17 protein-coding genes, 1 tRNA gene and 1 pseudogene are annotated in these 19,322 nt (G+C 34.8%); 4 read left to right on the forward strand and 15 right to left on the reverse strand.

Annotation, left to right across the window (positions count from 1 at the left end; genetic code table 11):
• Window positions 1–263: 263 nt before the first annotated feature.
• From lon to ABWU48_RS02630, 5 genes are all read right to left on the reverse strand, one after another.
• The gene (lon, locus tag ABWU48_RS02610) at window positions 264–2,717 is read right to left on the reverse strand and encodes an endopeptidase La (RefSeq protein WP_353288486.1); all 2,454 of its coding nucleotides are present in this window, start codon (window positions 2,715–2,717) and stop codon (window positions 264–266) included.
• A 15-nt stretch (window positions 2,718–2,732) separates the two neighbouring features.
• Window positions 2,733–4,010: an ATP-dependent Clp protease ATP-binding subunit ClpX gene (gene clpX / locus ABWU48_RS02615; protein ID WP_006279985.1), complete on the reverse strand. Its 1,278-nt coding sequence runs from the start codon at window positions 4,008–4,010 to the stop codon at window positions 2,733–2,735.
• Window positions 4,010–4,636 carry an ATP-dependent Clp endopeptidase proteolytic subunit ClpP gene (gene clpP, locus ABWU48_RS02620; RefSeq protein ID WP_006280254.1) on the reverse strand — a complete coding sequence of 209 codons (627 nt, stop codon included), beginning with the start codon at window positions 4,634–4,636 and terminating at the stop codon, window positions 4,010–4,012. Before clpP ends, clpX begins: the two co-directional genes overlap by 1 nt.
• Before the next feature lie 11 nt (window positions 4,637–4,647).
• On the reverse strand, window positions 4,648–5,982 hold the full coding sequence (tig, locus tag ABWU48_RS02625) for a trigger factor (RefSeq protein ID WP_155968869.1): 1,335 nt from the start codon (window positions 5,980–5,982) through the stop codon (window positions 4,648–4,650).
• A 158-nt stretch (window positions 5,983–6,140) separates the two neighbouring features.
• A tRNA-Leu gene (locus tag ABWU48_RS02630) sits at window positions 6,141–6,222 on the reverse strand.
• Window positions 6,223–6,362: 140 nt separating this feature from the next.
• On the opposite strand from ABWU48_RS02630, the gene ABWU48_RS02635 reads away from it, so the two are divergent.
• Both ABWU48_RS02635 and gshB read left to right on the forward strand, forming a co-directional pair.
• Window positions 6,363–6,947, forward strand: a complete 585-nt coding sequence (locus ABWU48_RS02635; protein ID WP_209472974.1) for a BON domain-containing protein — start codon at window positions 6,363–6,365, stop codon at window positions 6,945–6,947.
• 60 nt (window positions 6,948–7,007) lie between these two features.
• Window positions 7,008–7,937 carry a glutathione synthase gene (gshB, locus tag ABWU48_RS02640; protein WP_038198626.1) on the forward strand — a complete coding sequence of 310 codons (930 nt, stop codon included), beginning with the start codon at window positions 7,008–7,010 and terminating at the stop codon, window positions 7,935–7,937.
• On the opposite strand, the gene murG is transcribed toward gshB, so the two are convergent.
• Window positions 7,922–8,953 (reverse strand): undecaprenyldiphospho-muramoylpentapeptide beta-N-acetylglucosaminyltransferase, encoded by a 1,032-nt coding sequence (gene murG, locus ABWU48_RS02645; RefSeq protein WP_007549072.1) that lies wholly within the window; start codon window positions 8,951–8,953, stop codon window positions 7,922–7,924. The genes gshB and murG overlap by 16 nt on opposite strands.
• Window positions 8,954–9,022: 69 nt before the next feature.
• Here murG and ABWU48_RS02650 point away from each other — a divergent pair, with 69 nt between their 5' ends.
• On the forward strand, window positions 9,023–9,415 hold the full coding sequence (locus ABWU48_RS02650; RefSeq protein ID WP_006279962.1) for a hypothetical protein: 393 nt from the start codon (window positions 9,023–9,025) through the stop codon (window positions 9,413–9,415).
• A gap of 5 nt (window positions 9,416–9,420) precedes the next feature.
• Here ABWU48_RS02650 and lpdA read toward each other — a convergent pair whose 3' ends face one another.
• The 7 genes and pseudogenes from lpdA to ABWU48_RS06280 form a co-directional block, all read right to left on the reverse strand.
• On the reverse strand, window positions 9,421–10,794 hold the full coding sequence (gene lpdA / locus ABWU48_RS02655; RefSeq protein ID WP_151807945.1) for a dihydrolipoyl dehydrogenase: 1,374 nt from the start codon (window positions 10,792–10,794) through the stop codon (window positions 9,421–9,423).
• A gap of 75 nt (window positions 10,795–10,869) precedes the next feature.
• Window positions 10,870–11,292: an IS110 family transposase gene (locus tag ABWU48_RS02660; RefSeq protein WP_049973639.1), complete on the reverse strand. Its 423-nt coding sequence runs from the start codon at window positions 11,290–11,292 to the stop codon at window positions 10,870–10,872.
• A 323-nt stretch (window positions 11,293–11,615) separates the two neighbouring features.
• Window positions 11,616–11,783 carry a hypothetical protein gene (locus tag ABWU48_RS02665; RefSeq protein WP_155968863.1) on the reverse strand — a complete coding sequence of 56 codons (168 nt, stop codon included), beginning with the start codon at window positions 11,781–11,783 and terminating at the stop codon, window positions 11,616–11,618.
• Between the two features lie 484 nt (window positions 11,784–12,267).
• A protein-coding gene (locus ABWU48_RS02670) for an IS5-like element ISWpi1 family transposase (protein WP_209472412.1) occupies window positions 12,268–13,100 on the reverse strand; the annotation gives its coding sequence in 2 pieces (ribosomal slippage) (window positions 12,268–12,731 and window positions 12,731–13,100; 834 coding nt in all).
• 37 nt (window positions 13,101–13,137) lie between these two features.
• Entirely contained in the window at window positions 13,138–13,434 is a 297-nt protein-coding gene (locus tag ABWU48_RS02675; protein ID WP_353288487.1) for a hypothetical protein, read from the reverse strand.
• Window positions 13,435–13,661: 227 nt separating this feature from the next.
• Window positions 13,662–15,410, reverse strand: a complete 1,749-nt coding sequence (gene dnaG / locus ABWU48_RS02680; protein WP_353288488.1) for a DNA primase — start codon at window positions 15,408–15,410, stop codon at window positions 13,662–13,664.
• Window positions 15,411–16,028: 618 nt separating this feature from the next.
• Window positions 16,029–16,115, reverse strand: a pseudogene (locus tag ABWU48_RS06280) (WPE palindromic element domain-containing protein); the annotation flags it as partial.
• 195 nt (window positions 16,116–16,310) lie between these two features.
• Between ABWU48_RS06280 and ubiG the strand changes: the two are divergent.
• Complete coding sequence (gene ubiG, locus ABWU48_RS02690) at window positions 16,311–17,486, forward strand: bifunctional 2-polyprenyl-6-hydroxyphenol methylase/3-demethylubiquinol 3-O-methyltransferase UbiG (RefSeq protein ID WP_264705718.1); 1,176 nt, start codon at window positions 16,311–16,313, stop codon at window positions 17,484–17,486.
• A gap of 11 nt (window positions 17,487–17,497) precedes the next feature.
• On the opposite strand, the gene ABWU48_RS02695 is transcribed toward ubiG, so the two are convergent.
• Entirely contained in the window at window positions 17,498–17,920 is a 423-nt protein-coding gene (locus ABWU48_RS02695) for a TrbC/VirB2 family protein (protein ID WP_244663072.1), read from the reverse strand.
• 18 nt (window positions 17,921–17,938) lie between these two features.
• Window positions 17,939–19,285 (reverse strand): IS110 family transposase, encoded by a 1,347-nt coding sequence (locus ABWU48_RS02700; RefSeq protein WP_353288272.1) that lies wholly within the window; start codon window positions 19,283–19,285, stop codon window positions 17,939–17,941.
• Window positions 19,286–19,322 lie beyond the last annotated feature (37 nt).

The raw sequence follows: 19,322 nt of genomic DNA on the forward strand, positions 1-19,322 counted from the left end.
AAATCAACTATGATATGATTTATATTATTATAAACCACAGTTAGCACCTTGACCAAGGTTTTTCTAGAAAGCAATCTACCAGAAAAGGTTTCCATGAAAAGGACTATTATAATATATCATCTACTTGAATTAAACTGGGAGATAGAATAAGTAAAAAATATGAATGACATAACAACAAAGCAAGTCATATCCTTATGGGATGCACAAGTTGGTGGATTTTTGCCGGATAAAAGAGAAATGGAGATTGATAATATTTTTTTAATCTAATGCTTCAATGTTTCCGACATAGGAAAAGTATCATCTTTACTTTCTATAGAGGAAGGCACACTATTTTGATTATCATCACCATTAATTGGAGTAGTAGGGTGCATTAAAGCAACTTTCATAACTTCATCAATATTCTTAGCAAAAACTACGTTGATCCCCTCTTTGATGCTTGCCGGAATTTCTTGCATATCTTTCTCATTTTCACTTGGTATAATCACAGTTTTGATTGATCCTCTGAGCGCTGCAAGCAATTTTTCTCTCAAGCCCCCGATAGCTAAAACTCTACCACGCAATGTCACTTCGCCTGTCATAGCAACATTTTTGTTAACTGGTATATTTGTCATAAGAGAAACAATAGACGTACATACCGCGCCGCCAGCAGAAGGGCCATCTTTTGGTACAGCACCCTCAGGTACATGCAAATGTATATCATTATTTTGGAATTTTTCGGGCTTTATACCAAAAAACAAACAATTTGATCGAATATAACTATACGCAGCTTTTATAGATTCTTGCATAACCTCTCCAAGCTTTCCTGTGTATTTTATTTCTCCATTGCCCGGAATTAGGACTGATTCTATCATCAAAATATCACCACCTGTTTCAGTATAGGCGAGCCCAGTTACTATTCCTACTAAACTCTCATTTTCCGCAATGCCAAAGGTATATTTACGTACCCCTAAATAATCTTGTAAATTGTCAACCCCTACGGATATTTTCTTATTTTTATCAGTCAATATTTCTTTAACTGCCTTTCTCATGAGCTTTGCAAGCTCCCTTTCCATACTCCGCACACCACTTTCACGTGTATATAAACGTATCAACTCGTATAACGCCTCATTAGTTATGTCCCATTCCTTCTGATACAAACCATGCTCCTTCTTTAACTTCGGAATAAGGTGGTGTGTAGCAATACTGATTTTTTCATCTTCAGTATACCCGGACAATTGTATAATTTCCATCCTATCACGCAAAGGATGTGGTAAATTTAAGCTGTTTGCCGTAGCTACAAACATTACACTTGAAAGATCAAACTCAACTTCCAAGTAATGATCCGTAAAGTGTTTATTGTGCTCAGTATCTAAAACCTCAAGTAATGCAGACGCAGGATCGCCACGCGAATCAGAACCCATCTTATCTATTTCATCAAGCAGAAAAAGCGGGTTGCATGAATTAGCTTTTTTCATGTGTTGAATGATTTTACCAGGCATTGAGCCAATATAAGTTTTCCTATGCCCTCGTATCTCAGACTCATCACGCACACCACCAAGAGCTATGCGAACAAAATCTCTTCCTACTGCTCTTGCCATAGACTTAGCTAAAGAAGTTTTACCAACACCTGGCGGTCCAACTAAGCAAAGTATAGGACCTTTTATCTCTTTTACTCTTTTTAATACCGCTAAAAATTCTATTATTCTATCTTTTACTTTCTCTATGCCATAATGATTTTCATCTAAGATTTTCTTAGCTGCATTTAAGTTAATTTTTGCATCTTTGTACTTTCCCCATGGCAACTCAAGCAACCAATGCAAGTAACTAGATATAACTGTAGCTTCAGGAGAAATGGGATTCATTTTCTTGTATCTCTTCAAATCAGTTATAGCTTTCTCTCTTGCTTCCTGAGAAAGCTTTGTTTCATTTATCTTTTTTTCAAATTCATTGAGTATATTCCCTTCATCACCATTCTCAAATTCGCCTAATTCTTTCTGTATAGCTTTCAATTGCTCGTTAAGGTAGTAAACTTTCTGAGTGCTTTCAACTTGCGATTTAATTGTCTTATATAAACGGTTTTGTGCGTTCAAAATACTCATTTCTCTCTCAATAAAAGTAAAAGCTTTTTTTAAACGCTCTTCTGGGTCATAAGCCTCAAGTATACTTTGTTTATCTGATACTTTTATATTTAAATGTGAAGCTACCGTGTCTACAAGTTGATCAACTTCTTTGATTTGATCAATGGAGTTAATGGCAACCTCGGGTTGATTTTTCTTGTTTAGCTTACACCAGCTATCGAACGCGTCTACAACAGACCGCCTTAAAGCTTCTAAATCAATATTGTCTTCATCTTCTTTATAATAATTGTCTAACTCTACCCTGGCTTGTAATAAAGTATGAGAGCTAATATATTCTACAACTCTTCCCCTTCTTATCCCCCGGATTATAACTTTTACTGCATTGTCAGGTAATTTTATTAACGGTTGTACAATGCTTGCTAACACACCTACTTCATAAAGATCTTCAGGCTCTGGATTATCAACAGAGCCATCTTTCTGTGCTACAAGAAAAATCTCATTTTGGTGATTACTACTACTTATTGCATACTCTAGTGCATTAACAGATTTTTCTCTGCCTATGAATAAAGGCACCATTATATTTGGAAAAATTACTACATCTCTTAAAGGTAATACTGGCAATGCAGTAAAACTAGAGCTTACAGCACGTTCAATGTTCATAATATATGCCTCAAATTAATCATTAACCGTTATAACATTGCCATTGTTATTATGATTAACCGTTGCTTTTCCTAATTCTACCATTTTCTTAGTGATTACTATAGTGCTACCTTCAAAGCCTCCGTTTCCAGATGTATACATAATGTCAAGCAAAAGTGACTCCAAGATAGCACGTAACATTCTTGCACCTGTTTTGTAGCTTATAGCCTTTTTAGCAATAGCTGATATTGCTTCATCTGAAAACTCAAGGTTTACTTTGCTAAACGCAAGCAATGCTTTGTACTGTTTTATTAGTGCATTCCTTGGCTCTGTCAACACATGTATTAAATCTTCATGATCCAGCTCATCTAAAACAGCAGTTATTGGAACCCGCCCTACAAATTCGGGTATTAAACCGAATTTGATTAAATCTTCAGGTTGAACATCATGTAAAGCATTCTTTTTCTTTTGCTCTTTAGACTGACTTATATCTGCTCCAAAGCCAACTGACGTTCCCTTTTTTCTCGCTTCAATAATTTTATCGAGGCCTTCAAAAGCTCCTCCACAAATAAACAGTATGTTACTAGTATCCACTTGTATAAACTCTTGTTGTGGGTGTTTTCGCCCTCCTTGTGGCGGAACATAAGCAACTGTACCCTCCATAATCTTAAGCAGAGCTTGCTGGACCCCTTCACCTGAAACGTCACGGGTTATTGAAGTGCTTTCAGATTTTCTTGTAATCTTGTCTATTTCATCTATAAACACTATACCACGCTGTGCTTTTACAACGTCATAATTTGCAGCTTGTAATAAACGCGACAACACGCTTTCTACATCATCACCCACATAACCTGCCTCAGTTAAAGTTGTCGCATCAGCCATAGCAAATGGCACATCTGAAACTTTAGCAAGTGTTTTGGCTAGCAAAGTCTTACCAGAACCAGTGGGACCAATAAGCATTATATTTGACTTCTCGATTTCAATATCACTTATAGCATGAAATTGTACCATGGATTGACAATGGTTATACATAGCTACAGATAAAACGTGTTGCGCGTGTTCTTGACCTACAACATGCTTGCTGAGAAAGTTTTTTATATCCTCAGGTTTCTTTAGTAATAGCTTCATATCAGATATACGATCTGAATTAAAAGATCTATCTTTCTTTTGACTTATTGCTTTATGGGATAATTCTATGCACTCATTACAAATAAACACCTTTAAACCATCCGAAGAGTTAGTAATCAATTTATCTACTTCATCTTGCGCCTTGTTGCAAAAAGAACAGTAGTGTAAATCATTATTGTTATCCATTAACCCACCTTTTGTTTAACTTTAATATTTTCAATTTCAATATCTGTACGCTCAGCTATCACCCTGTCAATTAAGCCAATTTTCCTTGCTTCTTCAGGATCCATGAATTTATCTCTTTCCATCATTCCTTCAATTTTCTTCAGTGAATTTCCAGTATGTTTTTCATAAATTTGATTTAGTTTTTTCTTAACCCGCAAAATTTCATTAGCATGTATTTCTATATCAGTTGCTTGACCATGATAACCACCAGATGGCTGATGTATCATAATTCTTGAATGAGGTAGAGAGTAGCGCTTACCTTTTGTACCAGCTGCAAGCAATAAAGAACCCATAGACGCAGCTTGACCTATACATAAAGTTGAAACGTCTGGGTTTATATACTGCATTGTATCGTAGATCGACAAACCAGCAGTTACAACACCACCTGGTGAGTTGATGTACATACAAATGTCTTTATCGGGATTTTCCGATTCTAAAAATAAAAGCTGTGCTACTATTACACTGGCCATATTGTCTTCAATAGGACCTGTTACAAAAATTATTCTTTCTTTCACTAGTCTTGAATATATGTCATAAGCGCGCTCACCGCGACTAGTTTGTTCAACTACAATTGGTATAAGAGTCATACCTTTTCCTATTAAATATTATCAAATAATTCCTTTAATTCTTTCACAGAAACAATCTGCTCTTCTTTACTAACTTTTTCTATTATATAATCTGTCACTTTATACTCAAGCGCTTGCCCTCTAACTAATTCTTGAAATTGTTTATTTGATTCAAAATGCTTAAGTACTCTGTCAAATTGCACATCTTTACTGACATATTGATTTACAATAACACTCAAAACATCATTTTGAGTTAATGATATTTTATGTTCTGCACTAAATTTCATAAATAACATAGCAAGCTTTACACGTTTTTCAGCTTCTTTACGAGAATCATTTTGAGCACCCAATTCTCCTTCCATTCTTTGTTGCTCCTGTTTTACTATGTCTGTGGGTAAATCAAAACTATAATTAGCATCCAAATAATCAAACAGCTCCTTTTTAATTAAGAGATTTCTCATTTCGGTGCACTGATCACCAATCATTTTTTTTGCATGATTTATTAGCAAAGAATAATCTTTAAACCCAATACTCTTAGCTATTTCATCATCATTTTCAAAATCTTTGGCAATTTGAATCTCATTAACTCGCACAGAAAAATCAGCTTCCTGTCCTGCAAGGGAAATGGCTTGGTAATTTTCAGGAAATTTCAACTTAAAGTTCTTTGTTTCTCCCTTTTTCATACCAGTTAATTGATCTTCAAAACCATTAATAAATGTGCCAGACCCTAAATTAACGGCAAAATCTTTGCTACTTCCACCTTGAAAGAGCTTATTCCTAATCCGCCCTTCAAAATCAATTATCAATTTATCCCCATCTTTCGCTTGATAAGAAGCATCATCAACAGAGGCAAAATTGGGGAACTTTGTTTTGATAGAATCAATAAATTCTTTTATATCTTCCTCTTCAATCTTTGCTTCAATTTTCTTTAAGTTTATTTTGTCAAGATCTATCATCGGTACTTCAGGCATCGACTCAAAAGATAGCTTGTATACAAAATTGCCCTCCTCATTTTCTTTGCCCAGATCTGGTAATGATATAACATCAACCTTAGGATAAATGTGAGACTTGACTTCAATTTTTTTCATCAAATCACTTGAGCAATAATCAATTGTATTATTTATCACATATTCCAAAGCCTCGTTTTTATAATTTGCAACAACAAGGTCATAGGGCATCTTTCCAGCCCTAAATCCAGGTGATTTTGCATTTTCTGCTATCTCTTGCAACCTGGAATTTACCTTTTGTTTTATATAATCACTACCAACTGTGATTTCATACTCATACTTTAGTTTATCTATACTAAGCTCTTTGTAGGTATATACGCTACTTACTTCGACTGTATTTTGAGGTATATTATTAGACATCATAATTCATTTATTAACATTTTAATTCATATCTTAATAGAGTCATTTTACCAGAATTTAAGTTAAACACAATCCTTAAGAACAGGTTTTTACACAAACAAAAGTGTATTTAGTGATTATAAATTTTCCCTTAAAACCTAAGTTACATGACTTTAAAGTGCGGATAGAGGGACTTGAACCCCCACGAGCAAGCTCACCAGGACCTAAACCTGGCACGTCTACCAATTCCGCCATATCCGCAAGAAATTTTCAGTACCCTATTATAGGTATTCCATTAAAAATATTCAAGGTTTAAAGTCTTACTTAATTTATGGTATTTACACAATCAAAAAAGCTTATTAACATTTCTTAATGAAAGCTCTAAACCCTGAAAATCAATAATGAGATTAATAACAAGCTTCTTACTCGCAATTTTTTTGATTACACAAAGTGGTTGCACAACCCTTATAATAGGTGGTGTGGTGGCTACAGCAATAACAATGCAGGACAAATCCTTGGGAAATATCATTGATGATACGACTATGGTCATCAGAATTAATAAGGGGCTCTTAAAACATGGGCTATTTTCATCCATAAAGGTTAAAGTAAGTGAAGGAAGAGTATTGCTCATTGGAAGTGTTGACACTCCTGAAAAACAACTTACAGCAGAAAAAATAGCTTGGCAGCAAAAAGAAATTAAAGAAGTGATAAATGAAATAAGAGTAATACCAATTCAAATGGCTTCCATGCTAGACACTACTGTAGATGGCATGATAACAGCGGAAATAAGAACAAGACTTCTGGGGAAAAGAAATATTAAATCAATTAATTATAGCGTTAATACGGTTGATAGAGTTGTTTATTTGATGGGTATAGCCCAAAATAAAGCGGAATTAAAAGCTGTAATAGCAATTGCAAGAAAAGTAAAGGGAGTAAAACAAGTTGTAAGTTATGTACGATACAGGTACAGTAAGTTACGCCATTAGGCAAAAATCGCTTTCAAATTATAACATTTGTACAGTTGTGACAATAGGTAGAGAACATAAATGAAAATTGCCTTTCAGATGGATGAAAATATAAATTTTGAAACTGATACTACATTTGCGCTAATAAAAGAAGCACAAAGGAGGGGGTATGAAATTTTTGTTTATACTCCTGATAATTTAGCACTAAAGCTAAACTATCCAATTGCTTTTGCTCAGAAAGTCAGCGTTGATGATTTTAGTTTTATCTCCAAAAAAGATGTAGCTATCAACTTGAATGAAATGAACATCATATTTATCAGACAGGATCCACCTTTTGATATGCGTTACATTACAACAACATATATCTTAGAAAAAACTAGCGCATTGGTAATTAACAATCCAACAGAAATAAGAAATTGTCCTGAAAAATTGATAACTTCATTATTTCCAGAACTAATTCCGCCAACTTTGATTACTGAAAATATATCAATGATTAGAGATTTCTACTACAACTATCAAGATATTATTCTGAAGCCATTGTATAGTTATGGAGGAAACGATGTGATAAGAATACAAGATGAGAATAGTATTCAAGTAGTAGTGGATCTCATGATAGCAAAATACGAATGCCCTGTGATTGCACAATCATTTTGTAAAAACATAGATAAAGATAAAAGAATATTGCTACTTTATGGCCAACCAATTGGTGTAATGAAACGAATTCCAAAAATCAGTGGAGAGATCAGAACAAACATGCGACTTGGAGCAAGTTTTGAGCCCGCTCAAATGAACGATAGAAACAATGAAATATGTAACAAAATTGGTCCTGAATTAAAGAAAAGAGGGCTAATATTTGTTGGTATTGATATTATAGATGACTTCCTGCTCGAAATTAACACAACTTCACCCACGGGAGTAGTTTATATCAATAAATTGTATAATATATCGCTAGAAAAGGATCTTTGGGACGTGTTTGAAGAAAAAGCAAGCAGCCATCAACTAAACCTGTGAACAATCACCTTAACAAACTCAGTAGTCCCATTCTTTATCCCTGTTTTTTCTGTACTATTGGTCATATCACGCAATTTTTGAGAATTATTTAATAGATCAAATAGTACCTCTGTTAGATTTTTTTTTGCTTCACTATTCTGCTTAACTATTATAGCTGCTCTCGAGTCTTCAATATATTTTGCGTTATAAAATTGGTGATTATCTTTTGAGTAAGGGTAAGGAATATATATAGCAGAACGCCTAGCAAGAGTGATCTCTGCTATTGAAGTTGCTCCTGCTCTGCTAATTACCAAGTGAGCATTGGCCAGTCTATTCTCCATATCATCAAAAAATTCACTCAATTCACAATCGATCTTTTCACTTTTGTATAGACTTTTGACCTTGTTTACATTTTTCTTCGTACATTGCTGCGTCACTCTAATTTTCTTTTTCATTTTAATAGGTAAATCACAAATTACGCTGCTTACTACATCATCAAAAAAATTTGCACCTTGGCTGCCTGCTATGACCAATATATTTAGGATTTTCTCAGTGCTAGAATGGCTCTGTGCTTTTATATCAACAAAATTTCCTGTAAAAATACATTTATTGCCCTCTGCATATTTAGTCTCCGGAAAGCTGGTTGCAATTAATTTTGCACTCTTGAAAAAGAATCTATTTACTCTCCCTAAAACTGTGTTTTGTTCATGTAAAATTATAGGTATAGAAAGAACTCTTGCTGCAAGAAGAGTTGGAAAAGAAGCATAGCTACCAAAACCAATGACCGATTTTGGTTTTAATTTTCTTACTTGATACAGTGCTAACATAGAGCTGTATATCAAGAAAAGGAAAAACTTAAATTTGTTGCTGCTTGGTCTACGTAATGGTAAGGTGTAGCTTTCTATGTCGGTATTTTTATTTGTTTTTTTATCAGTGAATAATATGCAATTGTATCCTTGTGTCTTTAGTGCTTTTGCTAAAGCTATGGCCGGAAAGATATGCCCACCTGTGCCACCTGTTGCTAAAATAATATCCATCTGTAAATAATAAATCCTAGATTGTTAACTGTTATTTAACAATTTGCACGTAGAATTTTATTAAGCGTTATGATAGTTGAGTTAAAAATGCCTAAAAGTAATAGTAAAAAAGAACCTAATGAGAAAAATAAACCTCAAGAACAAAGAGAAGGCAGAAGCGGAGGTTTTTTAGAACTGCTAAAAAATATAATAAAAATTCTTTTCAATTCGGTCGTTGACCTACCTGAGCACGAGCAGCATAATAAAATGAAAAGCACTAATCTACAACAAGGTTTGGATACTAAAGGAAAAGGCCCAGAAGATCTTCATCCAAAGGCAAAGCTTGAAGTTAAAGAAGCAGCTAAGGGATTGAAAGAAGAGTTACAGAATTCTGATGCTGGTGGTAATCAATCTATTGAAACTAAAGTGCCTAATCAAACTACTACTCAAGACATTGACAACTCTAAAACGATGGAACGTTAGTTCAACTATTTAACATCTGCAGCAAGCACTGATTCATGTATCATCTCTGAAATGGTTGGATGAGGAAAAATCGTAGATTTTATGTCGAAGTCTGTTCCTTCTAGTTGCTTTGCAAGAGCAAAATTGCTAATTAACTCCGTTACTTCTGCACCTATCATGTGGCTACCCAGAATTTCTCCGGTTTTTTTATCTATAATCGTTTTCACTAACCCTTCAGTTTCACTGAGTGCAACAGATTTACCATTAAAGTTAGAGTGAAATTTTCCTATTTTTATATCATACCCACCTTTTATTGCCTGTTCCTCAGTAAGGCCGATGCTCGCTATTTGTGGATGAGAATAAGTGCAATTTGGTATGCATTCTTTTTTTAACGCATGAGCATTTTTACCAGCAATCTTTTCAATGCAGATCACGGCTTCATGGCTCGCTTTATGTGCTAAACATGGTGGGCCAGCTACATCACCTATTGCATACACATTTGATTCACTAGTTTCATACCATTCATTCGTTTCAATAAAGCCAGAAGGGCTTAATTTAATTTTTGTATTTTCTAAACCTATATTTTCAATATTTGCTTGAATTCCAACCGCAACAATCACCCTCTCAAATTCTTTGCTCTCACCACTACTTAGTAGCACTTGAGCAGAGTCTTTACTTTTAGTAAGAGCTTTTACGCTACTGCTTGTATATATTTCTATCCCCTGTTTTGTGAATATTTCTTGTGCTAAATCTGAAATGTCCTTATCCTCCAGCGGCAAAATAGTGCTCTTTATCTCTATGATTGTTACATCAACACCCAAAGTACTATAAAAACTTGCAAATTCTATTCCAATTGCACCAGACCCTATAATTAGTAGCGATTTTGGTAATCTCTCTGGAGTCATAGCGTGCTGCGCATTCCATATTAAATCTCCATCTGCCTCTATTCCAGGCAGATTCCGTGCCCTCACGCCTGTTGCTAAAATGATATGCTTGGAAACAATTTCTTGTTCTTCCTTATCGCTAACGACTTTTATAGTACCATTGCCTGCAAGTTTACCAAAACCTTGATGAACTTTGATATTATTTTTTTTCATCAAATATGCAACACCGCTTGACAATTTATCAACAACGTTTCTTGAGTATTTCACTATTGATTGTATATCAAAATTCGCTCCCTTTACTTCTATACCAAACTCTTTTGATCTTTTTATTAGCCTATAAACCTCAGATGCTCTAAGCAGTGATTTTGTTGGTATACATCCCCAATTTAAGCATATACCGCCTAAATTTTTTTCTTTTTCCACAATTGCAGTTTTAAACCCAAGCTGTGCCGCCCTAATTGCCGCTATATAACCACCAGGACCGCTACCTATAACCGTAATATCATACTCATTCATCAGTTTTCTTCGTATTCAAAAAGATTATATATAACAGATGGAACCCATACAATCAATGGTCTGTCATCTACCGTCTTAAGAGTCAAGATAAAAGTTGTTATTTTTTATCATGGCATTTAAACAAACGATAATTTTTCTCATGACAGCAACTAATGCAACCTTAGCAGCTTTGCCAGAATCAACCAAACGCTGATAAAACGCTTTCATTTTTCTGTTGTGGCGCATAGCAACAAGAGCTGACATGTATAGTGCTTTCCTTGCATAAAACCTGCCTCCTTTGATTTGAGCTTTGCCAACTTTTCTTCCACTTTCACTAGTTTTAGGTGCAACTCCAACTAAGCATGCAATTTCTCTATTCTCTAATCTACCAAGCTCAGGCACCTCTGTCAGTAGAACGCTCGCCGTCTTTGATCCAATACCTTTATAGCTGATTAAAAGCTCATTTTTTCCTTTCAATTCAGCTATTGCGTCTTCTATGTCTTGCCTAATTTCTTTCAATTGTTTTTCAGCAAACCCTATCTGTCTTTCTATGTATTCTCTAGCTTTTCCCGTCGCACTTTGCAGGCGACACTTGTTTGCATGAATTGCATCATTTAAATTACGCTCAACTGCCCCCAGCTCCTTTAATTCCTCTTGCTTTTGTGAAATTATACATCCTTTTACTTCACCGTCTTTACTGACAAATTCAGCGTATTTTTCCAGTAATTTAGCATCTAACTTGTCAGTTTTTGCAAAATGATTGCAAGCTTTGGCAAATGCATATACCCGATTCGGGTGAGCTTTATGGACAGTTATCTTGCAACAATTTTATAATGAGCTTTTCATAGCCACCAGCTTACACATAACTTGATGGGTAAATCGACTATATTTGTTTCTATAAACTTAGATATAGCATCACTCACGTTTGCTATGCGCTTATGCTTGCCATTAATTGAGATGTCCAATGCTTCCTTGGAAACATCTACTCCCATGAAAATTATTCTAGCCATTTTTGTACCTATAAATATAATCAAACAATAATGCAAAATGCTGTATACAGGATTGTAATTCGATCTTTTAGATCCACCTACCGTTCGTACTACATTTTGCTTTAAGCCTTACTATTACCCACAAATAAAAACATAGTATTGTATTTACTCAAATAATTTAATTTTATTAACCTGAAAGCTTATTAGATTAAAATTATTAAACTAAGAGTTATAATTTTAGCAACTAAAAGCTGTAAATTGCACCATATAAACAGTTATTTCAAGCAAAAGTTATGCCATTAAGAGCTATGCAACAAACATTTATATTTGTGGGTAATAGTAAGATCTAAATCCGATAGAGCATTGTTGGCACACCATCAAAAGTCGCCTCAGACCTCTAATGCATCAATGTACAAACTTACACCTTTTAGTTGGTAATACCATTTTAGACGTTTATCATTCGTTTTAGAAAATACTATAGGAGGTTGTCCGGAAACTAGTAAATTCAAGCATATTCCCTCTTTAACATAACCCTACTCATAGCTAGGTATATGAAATTCTCAGTGGATGTTGTGAGTAAATCATACTCCTTCGATAGCCTTCTATTCCTATTAACCCAAGCAAAAGTCCTTTCTACAACCCATCTTCTTGGCTGTACTTTAAACCCTTGTTCTCTTGTTGGTAGTAGCTCAGGTGGCGTATCTTTGTGCACCCAAAATCTACATGGAGGCCTTTTAACAATTTCAATATCTATGTCATATTCTTCCTTTATGTGATTCTTTAAATTTCTTCCTTGGTATCCCATGTCAGCCCACATTTTTTTAACTTTAGTATATTTTGTTCTCATATTGTTTAATGCTATTTTAATACCATCTCTATCATTTTCGTTAGCAGCGCCTACGTAACAACCTAGTATAAAACCCTGAGTGTCTGTAATTATATGCCTTTTTCTACCCTTTACTTTTTTACTTCCATCATAGCCTTTGATCCCCCCTTTTCTGTAGTCTTTACAGATTGACTATCTACTATACAGGCACTCGGCTGCTCATTCCTTCCTATTTTTCTTCTACTATATTTTGTAATTTCATAATTCATTTTCTCAAAAATTCCCTGCTTCTTCCATTGCCTGAACTGCTCATACACAGTCTTCCATAGCGGAAAATCATTTGGTAAATACCGCCATTGACACCCTGTACGCAATACATAGAAAATTGCTTCTAATATTTCTTTTTTGCTATACTTTGGCGGCCTTCCTCCTTTCTTGTATGATACTCTGAAGTGTTTTTCTATTCTTGCCCATTCCCTTTCGCTTAGATCTGTTGGATACTTTTTTCTCATCTTTACCCCGTACTAAAATTTCAGATATTATAGCCTTTTACTTGTTTCCGGACAACCTCTCATCTCTATTTTTAAATTTTTTGACACGTAGGTTTTTATATAGATCCTCAACTTCTTTATCGGTTAGACGATTTCCTTCAATACGGTTAGAAGCGCCAGAAGATGTAACAATAACTGAATGAGTTAATCTTTCAATTGTTTGTGGTAGTAGTTTTTTCGTTATCTGCCAGCTATTTTTAACACTATCAACTGCAGTAATTAACTCGTACACTTGCTCAATTACAGGCCCTTCTAGGTTGAGACGCGTACTAAGACGAAAATTCTTCCAGTTCATATTCTTCTCACATGCATATTATGTGAGATAATGTGATAAAAGTCAATAGTAAACTTTATATGCACAGCAGAGCTAACTACAAAAATTATACATTTTCAAGTGATCCTAACCATATCAAAAACTACAGGGCAAAGCTGTTAGAGGAAGGCTTAATTAGTTAAAAATTTCAATCTTATGTAAAATATTGTCTTATTTTGTAATTTTCTTGTTGACTAACGAGACGATATCTACTTTTCAATAAACTCCATTTGCATTTCTTGTATACTGCTTTCTATTTGCTCTATTTGTTCTATCAACCTTTCCTCTAAGTCAAGATTACCGCTCAGCCTCGCCTCGGTTCTTTCTTTTCGTAATGCATTTAACTCTTTTAGTAACACTATATTATTCCACACAATTTCTGCAGATTTTCTCTCGTTCAGTTGGCTATTTAGTACACTAGTTTTTTCAAATACATACTTTATAACGTTAAACTGTTTCAATTCTTGTAACAAAGCCTCTTTATCGAGTTTGCTTTTGTTACTTATTACATCAATTATACGCTGTTGTAATCTTTTCATCTCATTAGTAAATTCAAAATGAGAAAATTGCTCAAAAAATATAGGACGGTTCAAGATTTCAGGAAATTCTACGGCTATACGCAAAATTACGGCCTGATTTTGCTCTGCTTCAATTAGCTCTGGAGACTTGTTATGAAGATACTCACCTTTTGTTGCTCTAGTTTTACTATTAAAAATCTGTTTTTTGAAGCTACTTCTTAGTTCACTAGCCTTATTGTAAAAATAATCTCTGTAATACCTTCTAATACTGCTGTTGCTAATAGTATTTACATATTCCATGAACTTGTGCTCAAGAATTGAATATTTTTCCGGAGCAAATTTTTCATAATTTTGCAAATTGCTATCGATTATGTGATGCCATAAATATTCAGAATGCAGTTTTGTTGAATGGTCAAGAGCAGTCAACACGTCTTCTTTCTTGTATGCCAGTTCGTTACATATATCGTATGGATCTTTATTACTTGGCAAAGTCACAAACTTTAACGTGTATCCAGGCTCTAATATTGGCAGAGCAAGTTCTGCAACTCGAGTAGCAGCATGACGTCCAGCACTATCGCCATCCATACAGATGGAGATTTCTTTAGCAAATCTCCATAGATTTTTTATCTGTTCTGCAGAAATTGCGGTACCAAGCGGAGCAACTGCATTACTAATTCCTGCTTGATGTAGCGCTATAGCGTCCATATATCCTTCAACAACGAGTATGTGCTGTTTTTTACGTATTTCGCTTAAAGCAAAGTTTAATCCGTATAAATTCTCCCTCTTCTTGAAGAGCTGACTCTCTGGACTGTTTAAATATTTCGGCTGTTGCTCAGAACTTAGCGCACGTCCGCCAAAACCAATAACTCTCCCTGCAATGCTCTGTATAGGAAATATCAGCCGGTCATAAAAATAATCATGAAAATTTTTGTTTACTAATCCAATATCAATCAAAATTCTGTCTTCAATACCTGAAGAGTTTAAATACTCTTTCAAACCAGAGCTTGGTGCATAACCTATCTTAAATTTATCTATGATTTTAGGTAAAATCTTACGCTGCTTTAAATAATCTACAACACCTTGATTTTTTTGTGCAAACCAATTTGCAGCTAAATCAAGCGCTAAAAATAGTTTATTGTCCTCTTTTGTAATACTAAGATTTTTGGGCAGTTCAACACCTGTAACCGATGCTAATTTTTCCAATGCTTCTTTAAAGCTTAATCCTTCAGTTTGTGAAATAAATTCAAATGCATCACCACTAGCCAAGCAACCAAAACAGTAATATAACCCCTTAGTATTGCTCACCGAAAAAGATGGGGTTTTTTCGTTATGAAATGGACAGAGCCCAACAAAACTATCTCCTCTTTTTATTAATCTGACTTTTTTACCTACTATGTCGGATAATAATAATTTTGATTTTATAATATCTATATGATCCATCTTGTTAAATTAGTAGTAGGATAAAAATTATATAGAATTTATACACATCTGACTCGAAATTTATTTCTATAACTAAAGCAATTTAGATTTACCGACAATGTAGCTATACAAATTCAAGAGCAATCCTGTCATCCAGGTAGCCCACAGAAACAAAAAACTTCCTTGACAAACCTCGCCAGCGCCCTTATCATGAAACTGAAGCTATTTATTTATCTTCTCTGTACAGATTAAATGACAAAAAAACTCAACGTATCTGGCGTCTCATGTTTAATTTTTTGCACTATGTGCACCTTATGTCTTTATCAAATTTCCGGGTTTTGACCTACACAAGCTGAAATACGCTTATAAAGCATTTAAAACATTAAAAAACGCCAACTTAAAAAATGGATAGTGAATAACTAGCTACCCTAGGGTTTCTTTTGCCTTTTTTTCTGTTTAGTAAATTTCTTAACGTTTATAATTTAGATTAGTTGCGGCTTAAAAGCAGCTAAATCGCGGTTATTAAGTGTTTAGAATAAAAAAACGCCATACTTGAAAGTATAATGTAAGTAATTAGCCAACCACGGGGCTTCTTTTGCCTTTTTTTTCGTTTGGTAAATTTCTTAATATTTATACAGAAGGTGTCATTCCAGTGCTTGACACTGGAATCCAGTTCTTATTATACAGCTATCTGGTGTACTTATTTAAAATTAAGTTTTCTGGATCTCAGTGCCAAAGCACTGGGATGACACCCTTCCTGGCGGAGATTATTCTCAAATCACAATGTTCGTACAGTTGTGGAATGAATTGCGGTATGACGTAGGAAAACCTTAGCTATAGCTTTAGAACTCCCAAAAGGTCAGAAGCATTAAATGACTTGACAGAAAGTTCAAACCCATATAAAATGTCCTTATTTCTTATATGTTAGGTATAGTATCAATTGCCTCAGATCATGCTGGTTATGAATTAAAATCAGAAATAAAACCTTACCTGGAAGCCCTAGGTTACAGAGTAGTAGATCAAGGCTGCACTGCTAAGCAAAAGTGTGTAGATTACCCAAACTATGCTGTTAAAGTTGTAGAAGATATAACAAGCAAAAAAGCAAATTATGGGATATTAATTTGTGGTACAGGTTTGGGCATGAGTACTGTGGCAAATCGTTTTGAAGGAATCTACGCTGCTTTATGTAACAGTGTTGAGATCGCAAAATTAGCTCGCGAGCATGGCAACGCAAATGTACTGTGTTTTGGTGCAGGGTTTACTGCGAGTGGATTAGCAAAAGACATAGTCAAACAATTCCTCGAAACAGAATTTTCAAAAGAAAGCAGACATAAAAAACGCCTTGATAAACTCAGCAATATAACCTCTAAGAAAAAAAAAACAAAAACTTATAACGAAGATGAAATATCAAAATTCGCTAAAATGGCAGGCCAGTGGTGGGATGAGAACGGCAAATTCAAACCATTGCACATGATGAATCCTGTTAGAGTATCTTACATTATTGAGAAAATAAAAGAGTTAAAAAAATGCAATTTGAAAGAATTATCATTGCTTGATGTTGGATGCGGTGGTGGCATTTTGTCAGAGTCAATGGCACGCGTTGGCATTAACGTTGTGGGAATAGATGTATGTGAAGAAAACATAAAAGTAGCGCATTCACATGCAAAAAAAGTAGGGTTAAATATAGAATATATACACACCAGCATTGAAGAGCTAAGCAATGACAAGAAGTACGACGTGGTTCTGCTGATGGAAGTAGTTGAACATGTGGATAATTTAGAGCTTTTCATGAAAAAAGCGATAGAACTGCTAAAACCGGAGGGGTTAATCTTTATATCCACAATAAATAGAACTATTAAATCCTTTTGTCTTGCAATAATTGGTGCAGAGTACATATTAAATTGGCTGCCAAAAGGTACACATAACTGGAATAAATTTCTCAAGCCGTCAGAAATTGCAAATCACTTAAGAGAAAATAATGTAACGCTGCAAAACATGGCTGGCATGGAGTACAACGTAATAAAGCGTGAGTGGAATCTAACTAAAGGCGTGGATGTTAATTATATACTCTGCGGTTTGTTAGATTTAACTCTATAAAAGCACCATTTTCACTTCCAATACTTTGAAGGATCTTGGCCAGCTTTTATACAGTAGCCTTTATTAGTTAGCGCCCAACCGGAACGACAAGCATAACCTGTACCTACACGTTCATATCCAGGAGCAGCAACACACTTTCCATTCTCCAAGGTTTGACCTTTAAAAAGACAACAAACTTCTTTTTCTGTTACCTTTGTTACAATTTGAGGAGCACCAAAAAACACAGCAACAAATATACCCAGTGCGAAAAGTGCAGGCCAAGGCATTCTGCCAAATATTGCAAGTAAGCTTGAACCAATTATTACCACTGTAATCATTGGTCCACCTATTCCATGAACGTAACCTATTACATTACACATTACATCTGTTGCTCCATCAGCGTGTGCATCAAATGCATAGAAAACTATAAATAGAATTACAAGAAAATTTCTCATTGTTCTTCTAAGAAACTCCTAAGAACCTTCTTCATCTATCGGCTCCTCTTTCATTAGTATATAACCAAATTCCTTTGCTTTTTTAGTCAAATTTTTGACTACTCTCTCTTTGTAGAGTGTTTCATAATAGTTCATTCCTTTTTCTACATATTCTTGTCCATATTTTAGCATATTATAAAAAATACATGCTAATTTCCTTGCTGTAGCAGTGATCGCTTTTGGTATCCCTAGTCGCTTCTTTAACCTCCTGCAGTATGCACCAAGTGCAGTGTTGCTTCTTGATACACAATGAGCAGCAAGTCGCAAGGCAGTTGCAGCACGATTAACAACTTTACGAGTTCTTGTTCCAATAATTTTCCCTCCTGTAATTTTATTAGCAGGACTTAATCCGAGCCAGGAAGAAAAATGCTTTTCTGTCCTCCATTTATTGTGATTTATACCTGTTTCTGAAATGATAGCCTGTATACTTAATACATCAAGTCCTGGAACTCTAGTAAAATCCATCCCCGTTATTCGATATAAATCTTCATCTACGGCAAAATCTGGACTATTCTTCTGTTTTCTCTTTCGTGTCTTATTCAATGCCCTGTTCTCATTCGACTTTGTTTCAAATGTTTTATAGTAATTTTCTATACTTTTATCACATCCCGTTATTTGCTCTTGAAAAAAAGTATATGCTGCATATTCTTGTTTTAGCACAAACAAGTGTTCCTCTCTATAATCACCAGCTAACGCTTTTGCTATAGTAGACTGATCATTTTTTATTCGTGCATCCCTGAATTTAGCCAATTTCTCAGGATCTCTTTCGCCTTCAATTATAGCTTCAATGATTTTCATACCAGTTATCCCAGTAATATGACTAATAACCTTGTGTAATTGAATATTCATTTGAATTAGCGCTTTTTGCATACGTTGAGTATGTTTAGCTGCATTTTCAATTAGATTAGCACGTTGTCTAACGTAACTACGCAGTACACACATTTGATTATCCGGTCTAAATGATCCTTGAAGCAGTCCATAGCTGTGCAATTGTTGCAGCCATTGATAATCTTGAACATCAGACTTTCTACCAGGCACATTTTTGACATGTCGCGCATTTACTAATTTTACTTCAAATTTATGTGATTCTAATATTTGAAATAAGGGAATCCAATATACTCCAGTTGACTCCATGGCTACAGTTCTAACCTGACACTTTTTTAACCACTTTGCTAAGTTGTGTAGATCTACTGTAAAGCACCCAAATTTTTGGATACGTTGTTCATCTCTTCCTTCAGGTACACATACATAATGTACAGTCGAGCCAATATCAATCCCTGCTGCATCAAGGTTTATTGTTTTTAATTTACTTTTTGCTTCTGCCATATAAAATCCCTCCTATATTATTATGATAAGAAGCACT

The sequence above is a fragment of the Wolbachia endosymbiont (group A) of Tromatobia lineatoria genome, assembly GCF_964028565.1.
Lineage (GTDB): Bacteria > Pseudomonadota > Alphaproteobacteria > Rickettsiales > Anaplasmataceae > Wolbachia > Wolbachia pipientis.